At 64.1% G+C, this 20943-nt stretch carries 19 protein-coding genes and 1 riboswitch; of the genes, 13 read left to right on the forward strand and 6 right to left on the reverse strand.

What is annotated here, in order from left to right; all coding sequences use genetic code 11:
• Positions 1-53 precede the first annotated feature (53 nt).
• The 3 genes from V1273_RS00390 to cysC are packed head-to-tail and all read left to right on the forward strand — an operon-like array spanning position 54 to position 3936.
• Complete coding sequence (locus tag V1273_RS00390; protein ID WP_334408363.1) at positions 54-1073, forward strand: sulfotransferase family protein; 1020 nt, start codon at positions 54-56, stop codon at positions 1071-1073.
• Positions 1074-1078: 5 nt separating this feature from the next.
• On the forward strand, positions 1079-2041 hold the full coding sequence (gene cysD / locus V1273_RS00395) for a sulfate adenylyltransferase subunit CysD (RefSeq protein ID WP_334408364.1): 963 nt from the start codon (positions 1079-1081) through the stop codon (positions 2039-2041).
• Entirely contained in the window at positions 2041-3936 is a 1896-nt protein-coding gene (gene cysC, locus V1273_RS00400) for an adenylyl-sulfate kinase (RefSeq protein WP_334408365.1), read from the forward strand. The genes cysD and cysC overlap by 1 nt, the downstream gene beginning before the upstream one ends.
• On the opposite strand, the gene V1273_RS00405 is transcribed toward cysC, so the two are convergent.
• Together V1273_RS00405 and V1273_RS00410 are read right to left on the reverse strand one after the other, a co-directional pair.
• Positions 3902-4513: a thermonuclease family protein gene (locus V1273_RS00405; protein WP_442894048.1), complete on the reverse strand. Its 612-nt coding sequence runs from the start codon at positions 4511-4513 to the stop codon at positions 3902-3904. The genes cysC and V1273_RS00405 overlap by 35 nt on opposite strands.
• Before the next feature lie 48 nt (positions 4514-4561).
• On the reverse strand, positions 4562-4771 hold the full coding sequence (locus V1273_RS00410; protein WP_334365712.1) for a DUF1674 domain-containing protein: 210 nt from the start codon (positions 4769-4771) through the stop codon (positions 4562-4564).
• Positions 4772-4930: 159 nt separating this feature from the next.
• Between V1273_RS00410 and V1273_RS00415 the strand changes: the two genes are divergently transcribed.
• The 5 genes from V1273_RS00415 to purH all read left to right on the forward strand — a co-directional run bounded on the left by V1273_RS00415 (position 4931) and on the right by purH (position 10607).
• The gene (locus V1273_RS00415; RefSeq protein WP_334408366.1) at positions 4931-6280 is read left to right on the forward strand and encodes an RsmB/NOP family class I SAM-dependent RNA methyltransferase; all 1350 of its coding nucleotides are present in this window, start codon (positions 4931-4933) and stop codon (positions 6278-6280) included.
• 163 nt (positions 6281-6443) lie between these two features.
• A complete protein-coding gene (locus V1273_RS00420; RefSeq protein WP_334365714.1) occupies positions 6444-8159 on the forward strand; it encodes a heparinase II/III family protein in 1716 nt (571 codons plus the stop codon).
• Between the two features lie 67 nt (positions 8160-8226).
• Positions 8227-8505 (forward strand): type II toxin-antitoxin system RelE/ParE family toxin, encoded by a 279-nt coding sequence (locus V1273_RS00425; protein WP_334412143.1) that lies wholly within the window; start codon positions 8227-8229, stop codon positions 8503-8505.
• An 11-nt stretch (positions 8506-8516) separates the two neighbouring features.
• Positions 8517-8831: a HigA family addiction module antitoxin gene (locus V1273_RS00430; protein ID WP_334365715.1), complete on the forward strand. Its 315-nt coding sequence runs from the start codon at positions 8517-8519 to the stop codon at positions 8829-8831.
• Between the two features lie 79 nt (positions 8832-8910).
• Positions 8911-8991, forward strand: a riboswitch (ZMP/ZTP riboswitch).
• Positions 8992-9014: 23 nt separating this feature from the next.
• Positions 9015-10607, forward strand: a complete 1593-nt coding sequence (purH, locus tag V1273_RS00435; protein WP_334408367.1) for a bifunctional phosphoribosylaminoimidazolecarboxamide formyltransferase/IMP cyclohydrolase — start codon at positions 9015-9017, stop codon at positions 10605-10607.
• Between the two features lie 204 nt (positions 10608-10811).
• Here the strand turns inward: purH and V1273_RS00440 are convergent, their stop codons facing one another.
• Positions 10812-12197, reverse strand: coding sequence for an MFS transporter (locus V1273_RS00440; protein ID WP_334408368.1), 1386 nt, complete (start codon positions 12195-12197; stop codon positions 10812-10814).
• Positions 12198-12325: 128 nt separating this feature from the next.
• On the opposite strand from V1273_RS00440, the gene ggt reads away from it, so the two are divergent.
• Together ggt and V1273_RS00450 are read left to right on the forward strand one after the other, a co-directional pair.
• Complete coding sequence (ggt, locus tag V1273_RS00445; RefSeq protein WP_334408369.1) at positions 12326-14065, forward strand: gamma-glutamyltransferase; 1740 nt, start codon at positions 12326-12328, stop codon at positions 14063-14065.
• A 304-nt stretch (positions 14066-14369) separates the two neighbouring features.
• The gene (locus V1273_RS00450) at positions 14370-15266 is read left to right on the forward strand and encodes an SDR family oxidoreductase (protein ID WP_334408370.1); all 897 of its coding nucleotides are present in this window, start codon (positions 14370-14372) and stop codon (positions 15264-15266) included.
• 102 nt (positions 15267-15368) lie between these two features.
• On the opposite strand, the gene V1273_RS00455 is transcribed toward V1273_RS00450, so the two are convergent.
• A complete protein-coding gene (locus V1273_RS00455; protein WP_334379713.1) occupies positions 15369-16034 on the reverse strand; it encodes a glutathione S-transferase family protein in 666 nt (221 codons plus the stop codon).
• A gap of 151 nt (positions 16035-16185) precedes the next feature.
• Here V1273_RS00455 and V1273_RS00460 point away from each other — a divergent pair, with 151 nt between their 5' ends.
• From V1273_RS00460 to panE, 3 genes are all read left to right on the forward strand, one after another.
• On the forward strand, positions 16186-16797 hold the full coding sequence (locus tag V1273_RS00460; protein ID WP_334408371.1) for a DUF2239 family protein: 612 nt from the start codon (positions 16186-16188) through the stop codon (positions 16795-16797).
• Between the two features lie 134 nt (positions 16798-16931).
• Positions 16932-17537 (forward strand): 2-hydroxychromene-2-carboxylate isomerase, encoded by a 606-nt coding sequence (locus V1273_RS00465; RefSeq protein ID WP_334408372.1) that lies wholly within the window; start codon positions 16932-16934, stop codon positions 17535-17537.
• 149 nt (positions 17538-17686) lie between these two features.
• Positions 17687-18607: a 2-dehydropantoate 2-reductase gene (gene panE, locus V1273_RS00470; protein WP_334408374.1), complete on the forward strand. Its 921-nt coding sequence runs from the start codon at positions 17687-17689 to the stop codon at positions 18605-18607.
• A gap of 134 nt (positions 18608-18741) precedes the next feature.
• On the opposite strand, the gene V1273_RS00475 is transcribed toward panE, so the two are convergent.
• A complete protein-coding gene (locus V1273_RS00475) occupies positions 18742-19323 on the reverse strand; it encodes a c-type cytochrome (protein WP_334408375.1) in 582 nt (193 codons plus the stop codon).
• 87 nt (positions 19324-19410) lie between these two features.
• Positions 19411-20673, reverse strand: coding sequence for a PQQ-dependent sugar dehydrogenase (locus V1273_RS00480; RefSeq protein ID WP_334408377.1), 1263 nt, complete (start codon positions 20671-20673; stop codon positions 19411-19413).
• Positions 20674-20943 lie beyond the last annotated feature (270 nt).

Genomic DNA, 20943 nt, shown 5'->3' on the forward strand with positions numbered 1-20943 from the left:
GAGAAGCCACAAGCAACCTCGCTTGCGGAACCTGCCTCAGTGAGCCTCCCGACATGAACATCCACGCGACCTCAGCCGATTCGCTCGAACGAATCCCCGATCTGGTTCGGCAGCAGCACAGTTCCCTCGACACCATGCTGCTTTCGCCAGTTGGCGAATTCCAGACCAGGACCGTCGCGCTCGAAACCTTGATGCGCGAAGTGACGGAGTGCCTTGCCGAGAACTTCCGGCATCGCCCGGCGCAAGACTTCCCGATGCTTTATTTCGCATGCGGCAAGGCCCGGGTCGGATCGACAGCTCTGAGCAACCTGTTCGGCATGATCGGGATGCCTTCATACTATCAGCCGCTCAAGGCGATCCTGCGCGATGCGCTCGTCGGCCAGTCGCTGACGCCCTGGATCGTGCCGTCGGCGACCGATGAGCCTGACATCTTCAGCAAGGAGACGATCGGGCCCTACGTGCTCGCCGAGAGCCTGTTCAATCCGCTGCAGCTCTTGATCGAGGCGGGCTATCCGCAGGCCCGGCTGCACCTCATCATGCTCGATCGCGAGCCGGCGAGTGCGCTGGCGTCATGGCTCGAGAAGCTGATCTCTCGCGCGCCGGAAAGTACGTTGCTACAGCATTATGTCATCGCCGCGCTGAGCGCGGTTCGGGTGGAAAGCTACGCCAAGCGACAGGGCGTTCCGGTCACTCACTACGTTTACGAGGTGAGCAAGGAGGCCATATCGTCGGTCCGTGTCCTGTTCGACCGCCTTGGCCTTTCGAGCAGCTTTACCGAAAATGCCGTCACGTCGTGGCGGGAGCCGGGACAAGTGCAGGTGAACAACGCGCGCGTCATCTTCCCGAGCGAAGCGACGATTTACAAGGTGCCCAATCTACACACCTCCGATAGCGCCTATCGCTACCAGTGCCGCGCAACGGCCTCGCTGAGCGAAGCCCAACTGGACATCCTGGAGCGGTGCGGGGTCAATGATGCCTATCGCGCCTCGGTTGCGGCGTGTGTTCGGGATCTTGGCCTGAGTGCGGCCACGTCGGAGCGCTTGTTCGGCGATTGGTTCGCCGCGGCCGCGTGATCGCCATGCTGGACATTCGCACGATCGCCGAGCCAGCCCTCCCTGGAAGGGCTGGCAAGCAGCCCCGCACCGCCACCAGCCATCTGCAGCGCCTGGAGTCCGAAAGCATCCACATCATGCGCGAGGTGGCGGCCGGATTCCGTAAACCCGTGATGCTCTATTCCGTCGGCAAGGACTCCTCGGTGCTCTTGCACCTGGCGATGAAGGCGTTCTATCCCGGCAAGCCGCCGTTTCCGCTGCTGCATGTCGATACGACCTGGAAGTTTCGCGAGATGATCGCGTTTCGCGATCAGCGCGCAAGCGAGCTTGGGCTCGATCTGATCGTCCATGTCAACGCCGACGGTCTGAGGCAGGGCATCGGCCCGTTCAGCCACGGCTCGGCGCTTCATACCGACGTGATGAAGACGCAGGCGCTGCGGCAGGCACTGGAAGCCGGCGGCTTCGATGCCGCGATCGGCGGTGCGCGCCGTGACGAGGAGAAATCGCGCGCCAAGGAGCGCATCTTCTCGCATCGAAGCGCCACGCACCGCTGGGACCCGAAGCAGCAGCGGCCGGAGCTGTGGAGCCTGTACAACACCATGCTCGCGCCCGGCGAGAGCATGCGGGTGTTTCCGCTGTCGAACTGGACCGAGCTCGACGTCTGGGAATACATCCCGATCGAGAACATTCCGATCGTGCCCTTGTACTTTGCCGCGCGGCGGCCGGTGGTCGAGCGCGACGGCGCGCTGATCATGGTCGACGACGAGCGGATGCCGCTGCGCGCTGGCGAGCAGCCGATGTGGCGCTCGGTGAGATTTCGCACGCTCGGCTGCTATCCTCTGACCGGCGCGATGTCGTCGACGGCGGCCAACCTGCCGGAGATCGTCCATGAGATGATGATTTCGCGAACGTCCGAACGGCAAGGACGCGTCATCGACCGCGACTCGACCGCGTCGATGGAACGGAAAAAAGCGGAGGGCTATTTCTGATGTCTTATCACGAGGCGCCCGCGGTAGCCGTTCTCGACGCGTTGCAGCTCGGGCAGGATGACCGGCCGACGCTGCGCTTCGTCACCTGCGGCAGCGTCGACGATGGCAAGAGCACACTGGTCGGCCGCCTGCTCTACGATTCGAAGACGCTGCTCGACGACCAACTGGCGGCGCTCGCCTCCGAGAGCAAGGTCGCCGGCACCACCGGCGGCGATCTCGACTTTGCGCTTTTGGTCGACGGCCTGCAGGCGGAGCGCGAGCAGGGCATCACGATCGACGTCGCCTACCGTTTCTTCGCCACCCAGCGCCGCCGCTTCGTCGTCGCCGACACGCCGGGCCACGCCCAGTATACCCGGAACATGGCGACCGGCGCGTCCGCTGCCGATCTCGCGGTGGTGCTGATCGACGCGCGCAAGGGCGTGATCACGCAGACCCGCCGCCACAGCCATATCCTCGCGTTGCTCGGCGTGCGCCACGTCGTGCTGGCCGTCAACAAGATGGATCTGGTCGGCTTCGATGCCGATCGTTTTGCCGCGATCGCCGCCGACTATCAAACGCTCGCGACCCGCCTCGGCATTCCGCAGGTTCAATGCATTCCCGTCGTGGCGCGCGACGGCGACAACATCTTCGCCGCGAGTACGCGGATGCCCTGGCACGACGGGCCGACGGTGATGGCGCATCTGGAGACGGTCGACGTGACCGGCGACATCGCAGAGCGACCGTTCCGGCTTCCGGTGCAATGGGTGAACCGGCCGAATGCGGAGTTTCGCGGCTTCAGCGGGCGAATCGCCAGCGGCACGGTGCGCATAGGCGACGCGATCAGCGTGCGGCCGTCCGGCCATCTCACCCATGTCGCCGGCATCATCACCGCCGCCGGCGAGCAGGACCACGCCACAGCCGGCCAATCGGTAACCCTCACGCTGACTGAGGAGATCGATGTCAGCCGCGGCGACGTGCTGACCGCGGGCGCCGCGCCGCTGGTATCGGATCAACTGGCCGCGCATCTCGTCTGGTTCGACGGCGACGCCATGCTGCCGGGCCGCCGCTACGTGCTCAAATGCAGCACCGCCTCGACCGGCGCGGTCATCTCGACGCTAAAGCACCGCGTCGCGATCGACACCATGGAGCATCAGGCCGCCACCACGCTCGCCGCCAACGAGATCGGCTACGTCAATCTTAGCCTCGACCGTCCGCTGGTCTGCGAGGCCTATCGCGAGGATCGCGAGCTCGGCAGCTTCATTCTGATCGACCCGATCAGCCACCGCACGGCGGCGGCAGGCATGATCGATTTCTCGCTGCGTCGCGCCACCAATATCCGCCGGCAGGCGCTCGACGTCGACAAATCCGTGCGCGCCCGTCTCAAGCAGCAGCGGCCCTGCGTGCTCTGGTTCACCGGCCTGAGCGGCGCCGGCAAGTCGACCATTGCCAATCTCGTCGATCGCCGCCTTGCCGAACTCGGGCGCCATGCCGCGCTGCTCGACGGCGACAATCTTCGTTACGGCATCAACCGCGACCTCGGCTTCACCAGCGAGGCGCGGGTCGAGAACATCCGCCGCGTCGCCGAGATCGCGGCGCTATTCGTCGATGCCGGCCTGATCGCGCTGGTCTCGCTGATCTCCCCGTTCCGCGGCGATCGCGAAACGGCGCGGCGCCGGCTCGACGACGGCGAGTTCATCGAGATTCATGTCGCGACATCGCTGTCCGAATGCGAGCGCCGCGATTCCAAGGGACTCTATGCCCGGGCGCGCGCCGGCGAGTTGCCGAACTTCACCGGCATCGACCAGGCCTACGAGACGCCGCTTGCACCGGAAATCACCATCGACACGTCGGAGATGTCGGCCGAAGCGGCCTGCGAGCGCATCATCGCTTACTTGCGGGAGCATCGTTACCTGTAGCGGTCGCGCACCATCCGTTGCGGTGACCGCCGCCATAGCCGCGCGCATGACCTGCCGCGAGCATGGCCGCCGAAACGTTCCCGGTGCGCCGGGTCGCGGCCTCCGCCACGACCCTGCCGCTATATTTGTCCGGTCCAATGTTGAAGATCGTGACGCCGCCTTCGCCGAGCAGCGCGCGCAGGGCACCGGTCGCGGCTTCCGCCATCTGCAATTCCCCAGGGCACGATGCCTTCAATTCGGGCGCGTCGATGCCGCGCAGGCGTATGCGCGTGGTCGGCTCAACGCCGGGCGACAAATGCACCCGCGCCTCAAACGTGTCGCCATCGATGGTCCGGATGACATCGACGGGATGGCGCACGTCAGGACTTCCAGAGCGCTTCCAGACCATCTCGGCATCGCGCGCCGCCTGGCTGTCGGCGAAGTCAGGCAACGACCAGCGTACCCAGTCTCGCACCGGCCGCGTCGTCGCCGCCGCGACGCAAAGCACGAACATCCACGGCAAGGCCGCCGCAAACCAGCGGCGCCGCGGACCCCGGCGCGAGGTCCGGTAAGCATTTATCTTCTCGTACGGAGGCATATTCCCGACTAAGGGCTGAGTCGGGCCGTTCGGCAAGAGCCGGTGCCGTCAAAAATCCGAAGCTATCCCTTTGCGCTCCCAATCGCCGTAGCGGGTCGGTTCCAGGCCCTTCGGACCCTGGAATTCCTTCTGCAGCGGCATGGCGCTGGCGTCAGTGGCCTTGCGGCGCGCTTCGGCCTCGGCGAGCGCGCGCTCGGCTGCGGGCGTCAGCTTCTTTCGTTCCGCAACCGGCGCGGGGGATGAATAATTGTCGGCCATCGCAACTCTCCCATAGCACGGGATGAGCGCACAGATGACATCACAATCGAGAAATTGTCTGTGGCGATTCTTACATTTGGCATATTCGCATGCCAAATGAGCGTTTCATTTCATTGGCATGAGCCGAAACCTTTCCGCCTTCCGAGACATTCCTGCTTCATGCCCCCTTCAAGATTCGCAGTACCTTCAGAAGTGCCCGGCCTCGCGGCGCGGCGGATCGCGGCTGATATTCTCGACGGCGTGCTGCACAAGCATCGCACCCTCGACGACCAGCTCGACGGCGCGGGCGCCCATCCCGGACTGAAGGCGCTCGCCGATCGCGACCGCGCGTTGATGCGGCGGCTGGTGGCGACGATCCTGCGGCGGCTCGGCACGCTCGGCCATTTGCTGTCGCGCCTGCTCGATCGCGGCATTCCAACGGATGCGCCGCGGGCACAGAGCGCGCTTCTGATCGGCGCGGCGCAGATTCTCTGGATGGACGTGCCGGATCACGCCGCCGTCGATCTTTCGGTGCGGCTGGTGCAATCGGACCGCCGCGCCGCAAAGTATGCCGGCCTCGTCAACGCCGTGCTGCGCCGCTGCGCCCGCGAGGGACAGCCGCTGATCGAAGAAGTCAAGTCGCAGACGCTTGATGTTCCGCCGTGGCTGTTGACGCGCTGGATCGGCGCCTATGGCGAGACCACCGCGCGCGAGATGGCGCGCGCCATCGGCCACGAGCCGTCCCTCGACATCACCGTGAAGACGGACGCCGCGCAATGGGCGAGCCGCCTGCATGGCGAAGCCTTGCCGACCGGAACCGTGCGCACGCTGCTGCAGGGTTCGGTGACCATGCTGCCCGGTTTCTCCGAGGGACAGTGGTGGGTGCAGGACGCCGCCGCCGCACTGCCGGCGCGGCTGTTCGGCGATGTCGCCGGCAAGAGCATCGTCGATCTCTGCGCCGCGCCCGGCGGCAAGACCGCGCAGCTCGCGTACGCCGGCGCGCGCGTCACCGCGGTCGATCGCTCGCCGGCGCGCATGGCACGGCTGCGCGACAATCTGGCCCGGCTTTCGCTGCAGGCCGATGACGTGGTGACCGATGCGGCCGAATGGCAAGGCAGCGGCAATGGCGGTTACGACGGCGTGCTGGTGGATGCGCCCTGCACCTCCACCGGCACCATCCGCCGACACCCCGATGTCGCCTGGCTGCGTCAGGAAGCCGACATTGCGGCGCTGTCCGCGCTACAGAAACGGTTGCTGCAAAAGGCGGTCGCCCTGCTCAAGCCGGGCGGAACGCTGGTCTATTGTACCTGTTCGCTGGAGACCGAGGAAGGCGAACAGGCGGTCGCGTCCCTGCTCGCTACCGAACCGGGCATGCGCCGTGTCCCGGTCGAGGCGGACGAGGTCGCAGGCCTCAGCGAGATCGTGACCGCAAGCGGTGATTTACGCACCCTTCCCTGCCATTTGCCCCATGACGACCCCCGGCTCGGCGGGCTGGATGGATTTTACGCAGCGCGGCTGGTTAAAACCTGATTTTAGACCGGAATCACCCTGCCTTCGGGTGATTCGTCGATTTTCAAGATGGTGTCTTACCGGCGTTTCCGGATTAAAAGGATTCGCCAGAATACCCCTCCCTCTCCTTAAGCCAAGGCACGGCGTGTCGGTCGCTCAACGCAGACGCATCTCGACGCTTATCATGAGCCGCTCGGCGCGGACCGTGATCGCGCGCGCGACCGGCGCCACCGTGGCGGTATCGCGGCTGTGGCCGGGGCGCGCCGACCGGCTGATCATCGCCCCGCACGATCTGCGCACCGCCGACGCCACCCGCGCCGCGGAAATCTATGCCGGCCGCTTCGTGTTCGCCGGCAAAATCGTCACCTGCCATGGCCGCTCGATCTTCGATCTGGAGCCGCCGTCGGAAGATTGGGAAGTCGCGCTGCTCGGCTTCGGCTGGCTGCGGCACCTGCGCGCTGCCGACACCGCGCTGACCCGCGCCAATGCCCGCTCGCTGGTCGACGACTGGATATCGAACCCGGCGCGCAGGCGGCCGCTCGAACGCCGCCCCGACGTGCTGGCGCGCCGCGTGATCTCGCTGTTGTCGCAGGCGCCGCTGGTGCTCGGCGACACCGACGGAAAATTCTATCGCAAATATCTGCGCGGGCTGACCCGCGAAATTCGATATCTTCGCTACACGATGCTCGACATCGCCGACGGCGTGCCGCGGCTGCAGGTCCTGATCGCGCTGTGCTACGCCTCGCTGTGCCTGGCCAATCAGGCGCGGCACATCCGCTCCGCCACGCGACGGCTTTCTGACGAATTGCAGCGCCAGATCCAACCCGACGGCGGGCATATTTCGCGCAACCCCGGCGCGCTGGTCGAACTGCTCAGCGACCTCCTGCCCCTGCGTCAGACCTTTGCGGCTCGCAACATCGCGCCGCCGCCCGCGCTGTTGAATGCGATCGACCGCATGATGCCGATGCTGCGCTTCTTCCGTCATGGCGACGGCAGCTTTGCGCTGTTCAACGGCATGAGCAACGCGCCCTCGGACCTGGTGGCGACGCTGCTCGCCTATGACGACACGCACGGCGTGCCGATGGCGAACATGCCGCATACCGGCTTCCAGCGGCTCGACGCCGGCACGACGACCGTCATCATCGATAGCGGCCCGCCGCCGCCGCCGAATGTCAGCCAGGAAGCGCACGCCGGATGTCTCTCGTTCGAACTGTCTTCGGGGCCGAGCCGGATCGTGGTCAATTGCGGGATGCCCTCGACCGGCCGGGATAATTGGCGCACCTTTGCCCGCAGCACCGCGGCGCATTCGACCCTGACCTATCACGAGGCGTCCTCGTGCCAGTTCGTCGAATTGTCGGCGATGAAGCGCCTCTTGCAGGGCGCGCCGGTCGTCAGCGGGCCGGCCAACGTGGAAAGCTACCGCGAGGCGGTGGCCGACGGCGATCTCCTGACCACCTCGCATGACGGCTATCTCGCACGCTTCGGCGTCGTGCATCGCCGGGTGCTGATGATCTCCCATGACGGCGCAAGGCTCGACGGCGAGGACACCGTGTCGCCGGCGCCGGGGACGCGCATCAAGGGCGCCGAGACCGATTATGCGCTGCGGTTTCATCTTCATCCCGCGGTGAAGGCCAGCCGCCTCAGCGATGCGCGCGGCGTCATGCTGGTATTGCCCAACCGCGAAGTCTGGACCTTCGAGGCGCTCGACGACAAGGTCGATCTCGAGGACAGCGTGTTTCTGGCCGGCAATGACGGCCCGCGCCGCACCGCCCAGATCGTGATCCGCCAGGATTCCCGCCACGCCTCCTCGATCCGCTGGAGCTTTGTCCGCTCGAGCACGTCGGCGGGCGCCGCCAACACCCGGCGCAATGCGCGGCGCGAGCCGGAATTGCCGCTCTGAGGCACCGCGCAGAACGTCCGCGAACGATCGGCTTGACCAACGTAAGCTATTTGCTTACATTGCTCGTGTGATCCGGTCCTTCAAGAGCAAGGCCCTCTCCGAGCTGTGGGCGAAGGGCAGGAGTTCGAAAATAGACGCAAAAATGCACAAGCACATTTTCGCGAGGCTCGATCGTCTCGACGTCGCGGTCCGGCCGGAGGAAATGAACGTGCCGGGTTTTGACTTTCATTCCTTGCATGGATTCAATCCGAGGCGATATTCCGTCCACGTCAACGGACCTTGGTGCATTACCTTCGAGTTCGAAGATGGTGAAGCGTGTCGTGTCGATTTCGAACAGTACCATTAGAGGAGCAAAACATGGCGTATGCGGCCAAGCGCGGCAAAAGCCGCTGCCCCACTCATCCCGGCGCGTTGCTTCGTGATGAGATTATTCCGGCCACCGGCCGGACCAAGTCGGAAATCGCGGGGCTGCTCGGGATTTCGCGGCAGCATCTTTACGACATCCTGCAGGAGAAAAAGCCGGTGTCCCCGACCGTGGCAGTTCGGCTCGGCAAGCTTTTTGGCGATGGAGCGGGAATTTGGACCAGAATGCAAGCCGCCTACGATACTTGGCAGGCGGAGCGAACTGAGGACGTCAGTCAGATCCCGACCATCAAGGCAAAGGCGGCTTGAGACGCCCTCATGCAGTTTCGAGAGCGCCGGAACAGCAATCCGCCCCCATTGTGAACCCTGCCAAAAGCTGCTAACCAGCCGGCGCTCGCGCGACTGGCGACTTTGGATGGAGCACCATCGGGAAGCGCGAGAGTAATCGCCGCGCGCCTGGGCATAAGCATCCCCTAACAAAGGACCTTGCCCATGACTGATGCCACCCGCCGCGTAACCCGCGCTCTATTGTCCGTTTCCGACAAGACCGGCCTGATCGAATTCGCCAAGGCGCTCGCCGGCCATGGCGTCGAGCTCGTCTCCACCGGTGGCACCGCGAAGGCCATTGCGGCGGCGGGCCTGGAGGTGAAAGACGTTTCCGAACTCACCGGCTTCCCCGAGATGATGGACGGCCGGGTCAAGACGCTGCATCCGAAGGTGCATGGCGGCCTGCTCGCGATCCGCGACAACAAGGAGCACGCCGACGCCATGAGGGCGCACGGCATCGCGCCGATCGATCTGCTTGTCGTCAACCTCTACCCGTTCGAGGCGACCGTCGACAAAGGTGCTGCTTACGAAGACTGCATCGAGAATATCGATATCGGCGGGCCCGCGATGATCCGGGCGGCCGCCAAGAACCACGACGATGTCGCCGTCGTCGTCGAGGCGCAGGACTATCAGGCCGTGCTCGACGAACTCGCCGCCAACAAGGGCGCAACGACGCTCGCGTTGCGCCGCCGCCTCGCCGCAAAGGCCTATGCGCGCACTGCCGCCTACGATGCCGCGATCTCGAACTGGTTTGCTACGCAGCTCAAGGACAACGCGCCGGATTTCCGCGCCTTCGGCGGGCGGCTGATCCAGTCCTTGCGCTATGGCGAGAACCCGCACCAGACCGCGGCGTTTTATGCGACGCCCGACAAGCGGCCCGGCGTCTCCACCGCGCGCCAGTTGCAGGGCAAGGAACTTTCCTACAACAACATCAACGATACCGATGCAGCTTACGAATGCGTCGGTGAATTCGATCCGAAGCGCACGGCCGCCTGCGTTATCGTGAAACATGCAAACCCGTGCGGCGTTGCGGAGGGACCTGATCTCGTCACCGCCTATCGCCGCGCGCTCGCCTGCGACTCGACGTCGGCCTACGGCGGCATCATCGCAGTCAACCGCACGCTGGACGCGGAGGCCGCGCGCGCCATCATCGGCATTTTCACCGAAGTAATCATCGCCCCCGACGCCACTGAAGAGGCGATCTCGATCATCGGCAGCAGGCGTAATTTGCGCCTGTTGCTCGCGGGCGGCCTGCCCGACCCGCGCACGGTCGGCCTGACCGCCAAGACGGTTGCCGGCGGCTTGCTGCTGCAGAGCCGCGACAACGCGGTGGTTGAGGACATGGACATCAAGGTCGCAACCAAACGCGCGCCGACCGACGCCGAACTGCGCGATCTCAAATTCGCCTTCCGCGTAGCCAAGCACGTCAAGTCGAACACCATCATCTACGCCAAGGATCTCGCCACTGTGGGCATCGGCGCCGGCCAGATGAGCCGGGTCGATTCGGCGCGTATTGCCGCCCGCAAAGCACAGGACGCTGCGGCCGAAATGAAGCTTGCCGAACCGCTGACCAAAGGCTCCGTGGTCGCATCCGATGCGTTCTTCCCCTTCGCCGACGGCATGCTGGCCTGCATCGAAGCCGGCGCAACGGCGGTAATCCAGCCCGGCGGTTCGATGCGCGATGAAGAAGTCATCAAGGCCGCCGACGACCACGGCATCGCCATGGTGTTCACCGGCGTCAGGCATTTCAGGCACTGATGCATGGGCAAAAGAGAATGCAAACCTCGGGCGCGATGCGCCGCGAGATCGTGAAGCTGTATCCACGTCATTGCGAGCGAAGCAATCCACGCCTCAGCGCGGGGATAGATGGATTGCTTCGCTTCGCTCGCAATGACGTGGATGGACCGCGGCAAAACCGGAAACCCGCCTTCGTGGAGAGCAATGCGCGACCGTCGTCCACCCTCACTGCCGCACGCGCGCCAGCAGCGCCAGGCCCGCGACGAAGAACACCACCAGCAGCGCCATGCCGGCCTTCTGGCTTGCGGTGATGGCCGTGATCGCGCCGATCAGGAGCGGACCGATGAACGACGTCACCTTGCCGGTCAGCGCGAACAATCCAAAGTATTGCGCGATGCGATCCTTCGGCGCGAGACGGATCAGCAGCGTGCGCGACGCGGCCTGCAGCGGGCCGCCGGCCGCGCCGATCAGGCACCCGAGCACGAGATAAGCGCGCTCGGCGGCGCCGGAGAACAGCACGCCGCCCGGAGCTGGTGGCGCGACCTTCACGAACAGGATCGAATCCTTGTCGACCAGCAAGATCGCAGCGAGCGCAAGCAGCAGGATCGTGAGGCTGCCGGCGATGACGCGCTTGGGTCCGAACCTGTCGTCGAGCTTGCCGCCGAGCCAGGCGCCGAAGGTACCCGCAATCGCCAGTAGAATTCCGAACGTCCCGATCTGGATCGTATGCCAACCGAAGGTGCCGGCGGCGTAGATGCCGCCGAACGCGAACAGCGACACCAGTCCGTCGGTATAGATCATGTTGGCGAGCAGGAACGTCGCCATCGATTTCTGCTTCGGCAATTCGCCGAGCGTTCGCTTGAGCCCGCTCAATCCTTCGCGCAACGCCTCGCGGATCGGACGTTTGGCCGGATAATCCGGTGTGAGCAGGAACATCGGCGTCACGAAAATGACGAACCAGATGCCGGTCAAGGGACCGGTGATGCGATCGCCCTGGTGCGTGACCGGATCGAGACCGAACAACGGCGCGAGGCCGAACAATGTCCGCCCGGTCTCGGGACTGGCTGCCAGAAAGCCGAGCACGAGGATGAGGCTGAGGATACCGCCGATATAGCCGGTCGCCCATCCGGTGCCGGACAACCGCCCGATTCTGTTCGGCGGCACCAGCGTCGGCATCATCGCATTGTTGAAGACGGTGGCGAATTCGACACCGATGCTCGCAATAGCATAGGCCAACAGCAGTGGCGGGATGACGCTGGGGTCGCCCGGCTTTCCGAACCACATCAGGCAAGAGCCGATCACCAAAAGCGACCCGAAGCCGGCGATCCACGGCTTGCGGCGCCCGCTGGCGTCGGCGATGGCACCCAGCACCGGCGACAGCAGCGCGATCACCAGACCGGCGGCAGCAGTGGCGAATCCCCACAGCGCCTGTCCCCTCGCCGGATCTGGCGCGACGAAGCCCGCGAAATAGGGCGCGAAGACAAACGTGGTGATCAGCGTGAAATAAGGCTGCGCGGCCCAATCGAAGAAGATCCAACTCACGACGGCGGCGCGGCGCGGATAGGACTGCGGAATCTCGGCGCCAACTGCCTCGGAAGCGATCACCGCCATGCCGGATATTTCCTTCAAAAGTCTCGCGAAGCGTTTTGCGTGCCGAAGCCGAACCCATATAGCATGCGTCACCAACGCTGGCGCTGTTGCCCACGCGCCACACAGGCTCAAACTGCGGCGGATTTTCGATGACACTCTTTCAAATCAGCCGGCGCAAGGCGATTGCCGCAATCGCGCTGGTATTCGCCTGCGGCACGACTGCCTTCGCGCAAGAACGCCGCTTTTATTCGCCGGACCTCTCCGCCGTTCGTTCCATTCCAGCCGAATACGGCATGGTGGTCGCCCAGGAAAGGATCGCGGCGGAAGTCGGCGCCGACATTCTCCGGCAAGGCGGCAACGCGGTTGATGCCGCGGTCGCCACCGGCTTTGCGCTTGCCGTCACCTATCCACGCGCCGGGAACATCGGCGGCGGCGGCTTCATGGTGATCCATTCGGCCGAGCGCAATGAAGACGTCGCCATCGACTATCGCGAGACCGCACCGGCCGCCACCACGCGCGATATCTTTCTGGGACCGGACGGCAAGCCTGATACCGACAAGTCGCGCAATTCCGCGCTTGGTATCGGCGTGCCCGGCACGGTGGCCGGATTGGCGCTGGCGCTGGAGAAATACGGCTCCGGCCGCTTCACGCTTGCGCAAATCCTCAAGCCCGCCATCGAGCTCGCACGAGATGGTTTCGTGATCGCCGACGACACCGCCGACACGCTGCCGGACCTGTATCGCCGGATGGCGCGCTGGCCGAACCCGGCCAAGACGTTCTCCCGTGACGACGGCACGGCGCTGCGTGAGGGCGACCGTCTGGTTCAGGCCGATCTCGCGGCAACGCTGTCGGCGATCGCCGAGCAGGGACCGCGTGGATTTTACCAGGGGCCGGTCGCCGAACGGCTGGCAAAAGCCGTCCGCGATGCCGGCGGCATCATGACGGCGGACGATCTCAAATCCTATGAGGCGGTGATTCGCAAGCCCGTGCGCGGCAGTTATCGCGGCTACGAGATCGTGTCGATGCCGCTGCCCTCGTCCGGGGGCACGGTGTTGCTGGAGGCGCTGAACATTCTCGAAGGGTTTCCCATGGCGGACATGAAGCAGAGCTCGGCGCCCTCATTGCATGTCATGATCGAGGCCATGAAGCGTGCTTACGCCGACCGGGCGCGCTATCTCGGCGATCCCGCCTTCGTCGATGCGCCAGCGAATCTCCTGATCGCGAAGGATTACGCAGCAAAGCAACGCGCCAGCATCGACCTTGCGCGCGCTACGCCCGCCGACGCATTATCCGTGAGCCTGCCGCGCGAGGGCAGCAATACCACACATTATTCCGTCGTCGACGCCGCCGGTAATGCCGTCAGCAACACCTATACGCTGAATTTTTCCTATGGCGTCGGCCTCGTCGCCGATGGCACCGGCGTGCTGCTCAACAACGAGCTCGACGACTTCACCGCAGCACCCGGCGCGGCGAACGCGTTCGGCCTGGTCGGCTTCGAAGCCAACTTGCCGGGCCCGGGCAAAAGGCCGCTGTCGTCGATGTCGCCCACCATCGTGCTGAAGGACGGCAAGCCGGTGCTGGTGACGGGCTCGCCGGGCGGCAGCCGCATCATTTCAGCCGTGCTGCAGGTCGTGGTCAACGTGCTCGATTACAAGATGGACGTCGCCACCGCCGTGGCCGCACCCCGTCTGCACCATCAATGGATGCCGGACGTGGTGCGCGTGGAGCGCGGTTTCCCGCAGGAAACGCTGGACGAGCTCCGGGCGAAGGGCCATCAGGTGATCGACCCGCTCGGCCAGACCTCGGCCAATTCGATCGCCGTCACGCCCAGCGGCCTGCTCGGCGCCCCCGATCCGCGAACGAGAGGCGCGGCGGCGGTGGGGCATTGAGCGTACCAGTGGGACAAATGAAGCCGCGCACTCGTGAGGGACGTACCAGTGGAAGGGTTCCCTCCCCCCTTGCGGGGGAGGGTTAGGGAGAGGGGTGCCACTTGCTCGACTGTTCGACGCATCGCACGGACAAGGCTCTCGGCTTCGCCGATCGCTTCGCGAGGGTCGTTGATGCAGGGACGCATTATGTCTGCCGTCCGAGCCCGGGGCTTACCCCTCTCCCCAACCCTCCCCCGCAAGGGGGGAGGGAGCCGGGCAGTGTGCGTCCCTCACGTAGTGTGTTTCTTTCGCAGGAGATTTTCAGATGACATCACTCAAAGACAAGACGTTGTTCATCTCCGGCGCCAGTCGCGGCATTGGGCTGGCGATTGCGCTTCGCGCCGCGCGTGACGGCGCCAATGTCGCGATTGCGGCGAAGACCGCCGAGCCGCATCCGAAACTCAAGGGCACGATCTACACCGCGGCGGAAGAAATTCGCGCCGCCGGCGGCAAGGCGTTGCCGGTGCTGTGCGACATCCGCGACGAGGCGCAGGTGATGGCGGCGATCGAGCAGACCGTCGCCGAATTCGGCGGCATCGACATCTGCGTCAACAACGCCAGCGCCATCAGCCTGACCAACTCGCAAGCAACCGACATGAAGCGGTTCGACCTGATGTTGGGCATCAACACCCGCGGCACGTTCATGGTGTCGAAATACTGCATCCCGCATCTGAAGAAGGCGGAAAACCCGCACATACTGATGCTGTCGCCGCCGCTCGACATGAAGACGAAATGGTTCGAGCATTCCACCGCCTACACGATGGCGAAGTTCGGCATGAGCATGTGCGTGCTGGGCTTGTCGGGTGAGTTGAAATCCGCCGGCGTCGCCGTCAACGCGCTATGGCCGCGCACCACCATCGCCACCGCCGCGGTCGGCAACCTGCTCGGCGGCGAGGCGATGATGCGCGCCAGCCGCACGCCCGAGATCATGGGCGACGCCGCGCACGCGATCCTGACCAGGCCGGCGCGGGAATTCACCGGACAGTTCTGCATCGACGACAAGGTGCTGTACGCGTCCGGCGTCAGGGATTTCGAGCACTACCGCGTCGATCGGTCCGTGCCGTTGATGTCGGATTTCTTCGTCCCCGACGACGACGTGCCGCCGCCCGGCGTCACCGTGCAGGCGCTGCCCTCGGTCGGCGCCGCGCAGACGTCGCGCTAGAAGCCCGTGGAGCATGTGAACTTGCGAAAGTGGATCGCCCCGGCTGGTGAGGGAAGTGATTGCGGCGGTGCAGCCATGAGAGACCGTCAGTGCGAGGAGATGTCACCGCCCGACCACATACGGCCCGCCCTTTTCCAGCGCGCGCGCATAGGCCGGCCGACCCTGGATGCGTTCGAGAAACGCCATCGCCTTGGGATGGCCCTGCTCCAGCCCGCCGCGCGCCGCGGCGGCTTCCAGCGGAAAGCTCATCTGGATATCGGCGGCGGTGAATTCATTGCCGGCGAACCATTCGCTCTTGCCGAGCTCGCTCTCCCAGTAATCCATGTGCTGCTTGAGCTGCGGATTGACCAGGGTGGTCAGCGCCGTGTTGGAGACCTTGCGCACCAGCGGCCGCAGCAGCGCAGGCGCGCGCTTCGGCATCAGCGTGAACAGCAGCTTCAAAAGCAGCGGCGACATCGCGGAGCCTTCCGCATAGTGCAGCCAATAAGTGTAGCGCAGCCGCTCCGGCGTGTTCGGCGGCGGGATCAGTCGACCATTGCCATAAGTGCCGACGATGTATTCGCAGATCGCGCCGGACTCGGCGATCGTGTTGCCGTTGTCGGTGATGACGGGCGATTTGCCGAGCGGGTGAATGGCGCGCAGCTCCTTCGGCGCGCGCATGTCCGGCTGGCGCTGATAGCGGACGATCTCGTAAGCGACGCCAAGCTCTTCGAGAAGCCAGAGCACACGCTGGGAGCGTGAGTTGTTGAGATGATGAACCGTCAGCATGGCGTCCCCCTGGAGTTGGCGTGGCGTTGGTGCCAGCCGGGGGATGGAAAGTCGAGACGACCTTGAATCAGGTCATATTTTACCCGGGGAATATTGACATCCAAAATTTATCCGGGTAAATATAACACACTGAAAATCCAGAGTATCTTCAATGGCCGACACGTCTCGCCCCCTGTTCACAGCCTTCATCGGCCCGCAACGCCTGGCGGCCGGCCCGCTCGCCGAGGTCGCGCTGGCGGTCATGCAGGCTTCCCGCAGGCCTGCCGTGCTGCCGATCATCATATTCAACGACGCGACCGGCCAGCCGATCGATCTCGACCTTCGCGGGGCCGAGGGCGACGTTATTGCCCGCCTGCCGCAACCGGCCTCGCCTCCGGAAGTCGAAGCCGATGAGGCTGCGGCGGCGATTGAGCCGCGCGGACGGGGGCGGCCCAGGCTCGGCGTGGTAGCGCGCGAGGTGACGCTGTTGCCGCGCCATTGGGAATGGCTCGGGGCGCAGCCCGGCGGAGCCTCGGTGGCGTTGCGCAAGCTCGTCGACGAGGCGCGCCGCGCCAATGGCGATGCGGATCGCGCCCGCGCGGCAAGGGATGCCGCCTATCGCTTCATGTCGGTGATGGCCGGCAATCTCGCCGGCTTCGAGGAAGCCTCGCGGGCGTTGTTCGCCGATGACCGGCGGCGCTTCGTCGCTCTCGTCGCCGGCTGGCCCGACGATATCCGCGACCACGTCGTCAAGCTCGCCTTCAGCGATCGCACCGAGCCATAGGCGCGATCGCCCTTCAGCCGAATTTCCAAAGTCGCTCGCCCGCCACGCCTTCCAGAATATTACGATCGTCATAGTGCTGTGGACGCGCCGGCTGCCTTGCGCCACAATGCGCCAAAACGTCCAAGGAGACTGCCGTGAGTTCAAATCCGCAATTCCTGTTCGATTTCGGCAGCCCCAACGCCTTCCTCAGCCATGAAGCGATTCCGGCGATCGAAAAGCGTACCGGCGTAAAGTTCGAATATGTGCCGATCCTGCTCGGCGGCATCTTCAAGGCCACCAACAACAAGTCGCCCGCCGAAACGCTCGCCGGCATCAAGAACAAGCGCGAATTCCTCGCGCTGGAAACCGAACGCTTCGTGAAGCGCTTTGGGGTCAAGCCCTATGTCTGGAACCCGTACTTCCCGGTCAACACGCTGAACCTGATGCGCGCGGCAGTGGCAGCCCAGTTCGAGGGCGTGTTCGAGAAGTATGTCGATGCTGCCTTCCACCACATGTGGGTCGAGCCAAAGAAGATGGATGACCCCGAAGTCGCAGCCAAGGCGCTGACCTCGTCCGGCCTGGATGCTGCCAAGCTGCTGGCGCGATCGCAAGATGCGGATGTAAAGGCCAGGCTGATCGAGAATACGCAAAACGCGGTCGACCGTGGCGCGTTCGGCTCGCCGACGTTCTTCGTGGGCAAGGAAATGTTCTTCGGCAAGGAACAACTTCGCGAAGTCGAGGAAATGATTTCGGGGAAGTAGCTGCCCAGACCAGACCACATGGTAGGCAAGCGAATGGTGAGTAGCGAATAGCGAATAGTTGGGAGTAGATTGCAGCCAGCATCTTCCTACTCGCCATTCGCTACTCGCTATTCGCCCGTTCCAAAATCAACAATAAGGAAAGTTGATCCATGCGTATTCTCGTGGTCGGGGCCGGCGCCATCGGCGGCTATTTCGGCGGCAGGCTGCTTCAGGCAGGAAACGACGTGACGTTCCTGGTCCGGCCGAAGCGCGCATCCGAACTCGCAAGCACAGGTCTCGTCATCAAGAGCCCCGCCGGCGACGTGACGCTCGAGAACCCGCCGACCGTAGAGGCCGACAAGCTCACCGAGACATTCGACGTCGTGCTATTGAGCTGCAAGGCGTTTGACCTGGAGGATGCGATCAAATCTTTTGCTCCTGCGGTCGGGCCGCAAACCGCAATCATTCCGCTGCTCAACGGCATGCTGCACCTCAACGTGCTGGACAAGAAATTCGGGGCCGACCGCGTGCTCGGCGGCCTCTGCGCGATCGCGGTGACGCTCAACGAGGCCCGCGAGGTGGTTCAGCTCGCGCCGATGCAATCGCTAAATATTGGCGAGCGCGACGGCTCGATGTCGGAGCGGGTGCGTGCGATTGCAAAAGTGTTCGACAGCGGCAAGTTTGGTGCCGTGGCCAGCGAACACGTCATGCAGGACATGTGGGAAAAGTGGGTTTTCCTTGCTTCGCTCGCAGCCTCCACCTGCCTGATGCGCACCTCAGTCGGCAACATCCTGGCGGTGGCCGGCGGCAAGGATTTTCTGCTCGGCATGCTCGATGAATGCAGCGCGATTGCAAAGGCGTCGGGCTACGAGCCGACGGGACCGTTCTTCCAGCGTACCAGCGGCTTGTTGACCACCGAGGGTTCGCCGATGACCGCCTCGATGTTCCGCGATATCAAGGCGGGACTGCCGGTGGAAGCCGATCATGTGATCGGCGATCTCGTCGCACGCGCCGACGCGGCGAAGATTCCGGTGCCGAAGCTGCGCATCGCCTATACGCATCTGAAAGCGTATGAGAAGCAGCGGGGGTGAGGTTCACATCCGGTGTCGTCCCTGCGAACGCAGGGACCCATAACCACCAACGCAGATTGTTAGCGCAAACCAGACCTACATCACCCAAACGGAGAAGCCGCGGCGTATGGGTCCCTGCGTTCGCAGGGACGACGTCAGAGATGCGCGAGATAATGCGCGAGCGCCTCAATCTCTTCCTCGCTGAGGGAATAGGCGACGTCCGTCATCGCAGCCATCGCGCCGCCGGATCGCACTCCCGATTTGTACTCGCGCAGCGCCTTGACCAGGTATTCCTCGCGTTGGCCGGCGACGCGGGCGACCCCCTTGGTGCCGGCGTAGCTATCGGTGTGGCATGACGCGCAGCGCCGGCCAGCGGCCGCCTGCGCGCCTTTTTTGGAGAGATCAGGGTTTTCGTCAGGCTTGGGCGCTTTCGGCGGTTCGAGCGAAGCGTAGTAGGCGCCGAGGTTGCGAATATCCTCATTATTGAGCTGTTCGACGATCGGCTGCATCTGTTCGTTCTTGCGGGTGCCGGCACGAAAGAACACGAGCTGCCACTGGATGAATTGATCAGGCTGCGCCGCCAGCGAGGGAGTGTTCTCGATCTGCGAAATGCCGCCCTCGCCATGACAACCGACGCACAGCTCGGCTTTCGCCTTGCCGGCCGCGATATCGGCGGCGCGGGCGAGCGGCACGCAAATCACGAGCGCCAGCAGCGACCCCATCAATGCACTTCGCATTTCAACTACTCTCCGCCCGTGCATCAAACAGCAAAGGCTGCGGCCACCCGTTCCCCAGGCAAACCGCAGCCTCTGCCAGCTCAAATCCTACTTCTTGGTGTAGCTGATGCGGTAAATCGCACCGGCCCAGTCGTCGGCCACGAGGATCGAACCGTCCTTGTCTAGCAAGATATCGTTCGGCCGGCCGAGGTAGCCCTGGTCGCCTTCGAGCCAGCCAGAGGCAAAGATCTCCGATTTGGCGTTCTTGCCGTCGGCATCGACGATGACGCGCTTGATCCGGGCGCCCTGGTACTTATGCCTGTTCCAGGAGCCATGTTCGGCGATCAGGATGTTGTTCTTGTACTCGGCCGGGAATTGATCTCCGGTATAGAACTTCATGCCCAGCGGCGCGACGTGCGCGCCCAGATTGACGACGGGCGGCGTGAATTCCGAACACTTGTGGCCCATCGCGAATTTCGGGTCCGGCATATCGCCCTGGTGGCAATAGGGATAGCCGAAATGCTCGCCGATCCTGGAGATCATGTTCAGCTTGTCGCTCGGCATGTCGTCACTGACCCAATCGCGGGCGTTCTCGGTAAACCAGTATCGCCCGCTGCGTGGATCGATGTCGCCGCCGACGCTGTTGCGGACGCCGAGCGCCCAGATTTCGGCGTTGCCGGTCTTGGGATCAACGCGGCGTATTTGCGAAACGCTGGTCGGCGGAATGCCGATGTTGAAGGGAGGACCGAACGGCAGGTAGAGCCAGCCATCCTTGTCGACGGTGATGTATTTCCAACCATGAGCGATGTAGGACGGCATGTCGTCATACACCACCTTGCCGGCGCCGAGGTTGTCGAGATTGGCCTCGGCATTTTCGTATTTGATCAGCTTGTCGACCGCGACGACGTAAAGCGCGCCATCGAGAAAGGCGAGGCCGGTCGGCATCTTGAGGCCCTTGAGAATGGTCTTGACCTCCTGCTTGCCGCCATTGTCCTTGATCGCATAGACATTGCCGAGGTCGAACGAGCCGACGAACAGCGTGCCCTTGTCGCCCCACGCCATCTGCCGCGCGGACAATACGTTAGACGCGTAGACTTCGATCTTGAAGCCGTCGGGCAGCTTGATCTTCTTCATCAGCGCCGCCAGTTCTGCGTCCGAGGCGCCGGTCGGCGGCCCTGACGGCGGAGCGAGGCCCTTTTGTTGTTCGGTCTCATCGCCGAGGAACCAGTCCGGCGGCGGATTGGTCCAAAAATCCTTGGTGCCGGACTCGTATTTCTTCAGGGCCTTCTGCTGCGCGCTGGCCTGGCTGACCCCCGCTACAACGAGAATGGCTGCGAGCGCAAGAATAGATCGATTGAAAGCCGATTTCATCGCGTCACTCCCCTAGTGCAGCCTGGCGGCTGCGCCTGTTATTATTTTGAACGTTCGAGAGGCGAATTTGGTCTGGTGAAGTAGGACAGACCAAAAAATGGTAGCACATCCGCTGCCGGAGAGAAGCGCACGCCGCGCGGCTCGGTACGACCAAGACAAATTGTGAGACGGATTGCCAAACCGCACGTTCAATACGCTCTTGCAATCCGCTTTTGCGCCGCTGCATCGCAATATCCGCCTCGAGCTAACGCGCGCAAGGCGCACGAGTGG

The organism is Bradyrhizobium sp. AZCC 1721, assembly GCF_036924715.1.
Classification (GTDB): domain Bacteria; phylum Pseudomonadota; class Alphaproteobacteria; order Rhizobiales; family Xanthobacteraceae; genus Bradyrhizobium.

Bases quoted from the DNA above. Each gene is read 5' to 3' on its own strand.
- V1273_RS00430 (WP_334365715.1), top strand. From the start codon at position 8,517: ATGGCGTATGCGGCCAAGCGCGGCAAAAGCCGCTGCCCCACTCATCCC.
- V1273_RS00420 (WP_334365714.1), top strand. From the start codon at position 6,444: ATGAGCCGCTCGGCGCGGACCGTGATCGCGCGCGCGACCGGCGCCACC.
- V1273_RS00405 (WP_442894048.1), bottom strand. From the start codon at position 4,513: ATGCCTCCGTACGAGAAGATAAATGCTTACCGGACCTCGCGCCGGGGT.
- cysC (WP_334408365.1), top strand. From the start codon at position 2,041: ATGTCTTATCACGAGGCGCCCGCGGTAGCCGTTCTCGACGCGTTGCAG.
- V1273_RS00450 (WP_334408370.1), top strand. From the start codon at position 14,370: ATGACATCACTCAAAGACAAGACGTTGTTCATCTCCGGCGCCAGTCGC.
- V1273_RS00410 (WP_334365712.1), bottom strand. From the start codon at position 4,771: ATGGCCGACAATTATTCATCCCCCGCGCCGGTTGCGGAACGAAAGAAG.
- V1273_RS00415 (WP_334408366.1), top strand. From the start codon at position 4,931: ATGCCCCCTTCAAGATTCGCAGTACCTTCAGAAGTGCCCGGCCTCGCG.
- V1273_RS00440 (WP_334408368.1), bottom strand. From the start codon at position 12,197: ATGGCGGTGATCGCTTCCGAGGCAGTTGGCGCCGAGATTCCGCAGTCC.
- cysD (WP_334408364.1), top strand. From the start codon at position 1,079: ATGCTGGACATTCGCACGATCGCCGAGCCAGCCCTCCCTGGAAGGGCT.
- V1273_RS00460 (WP_334408371.1), top strand. From the start codon at position 16,186: ATGGCCGACACGTCTCGCCCCCTGTTCACAGCCTTCATCGGCCCGCAA.
- V1273_RS00390 (WP_334408363.1), top strand. From the start codon at position 54: ATGAACATCCACGCGACCTCAGCCGATTCGCTCGAACGAATCCCCGAT.
- V1273_RS00480 (WP_334408377.1), bottom strand. From the start codon at position 20,673: ATGAAATCGGCTTTCAATCGATCTATTCTTGCGCTCGCAGCCATTCTC.
- panE (WP_334408374.1), top strand. From the start codon at position 17,687: ATGCGTATTCTCGTGGTCGGGGCCGGCGCCATCGGCGGCTATTTCGGC.
- V1273_RS00475 (WP_334408375.1), bottom strand. From the start codon at position 19,323: ATGCGAAGTGCATTGATGGGGTCGCTGCTGGCGCTCGTGATTTGCGTG.
- ggt (WP_334408369.1), top strand. From the start codon at position 12,326: ATGACACTCTTTCAAATCAGCCGGCGCAAGGCGATTGCCGCAATCGCG.
- V1273_RS00455 (WP_334379713.1), bottom strand. From the start codon at position 16,034: ATGCTGACGGTTCATCATCTCAACAACTCACGCTCCCAGCGTGTGCTC.
- purH (WP_334408367.1), top strand. From the start codon at position 9,015: ATGACTGATGCCACCCGCCGCGTAACCCGCGCTCTATTGTCCGTTTCC.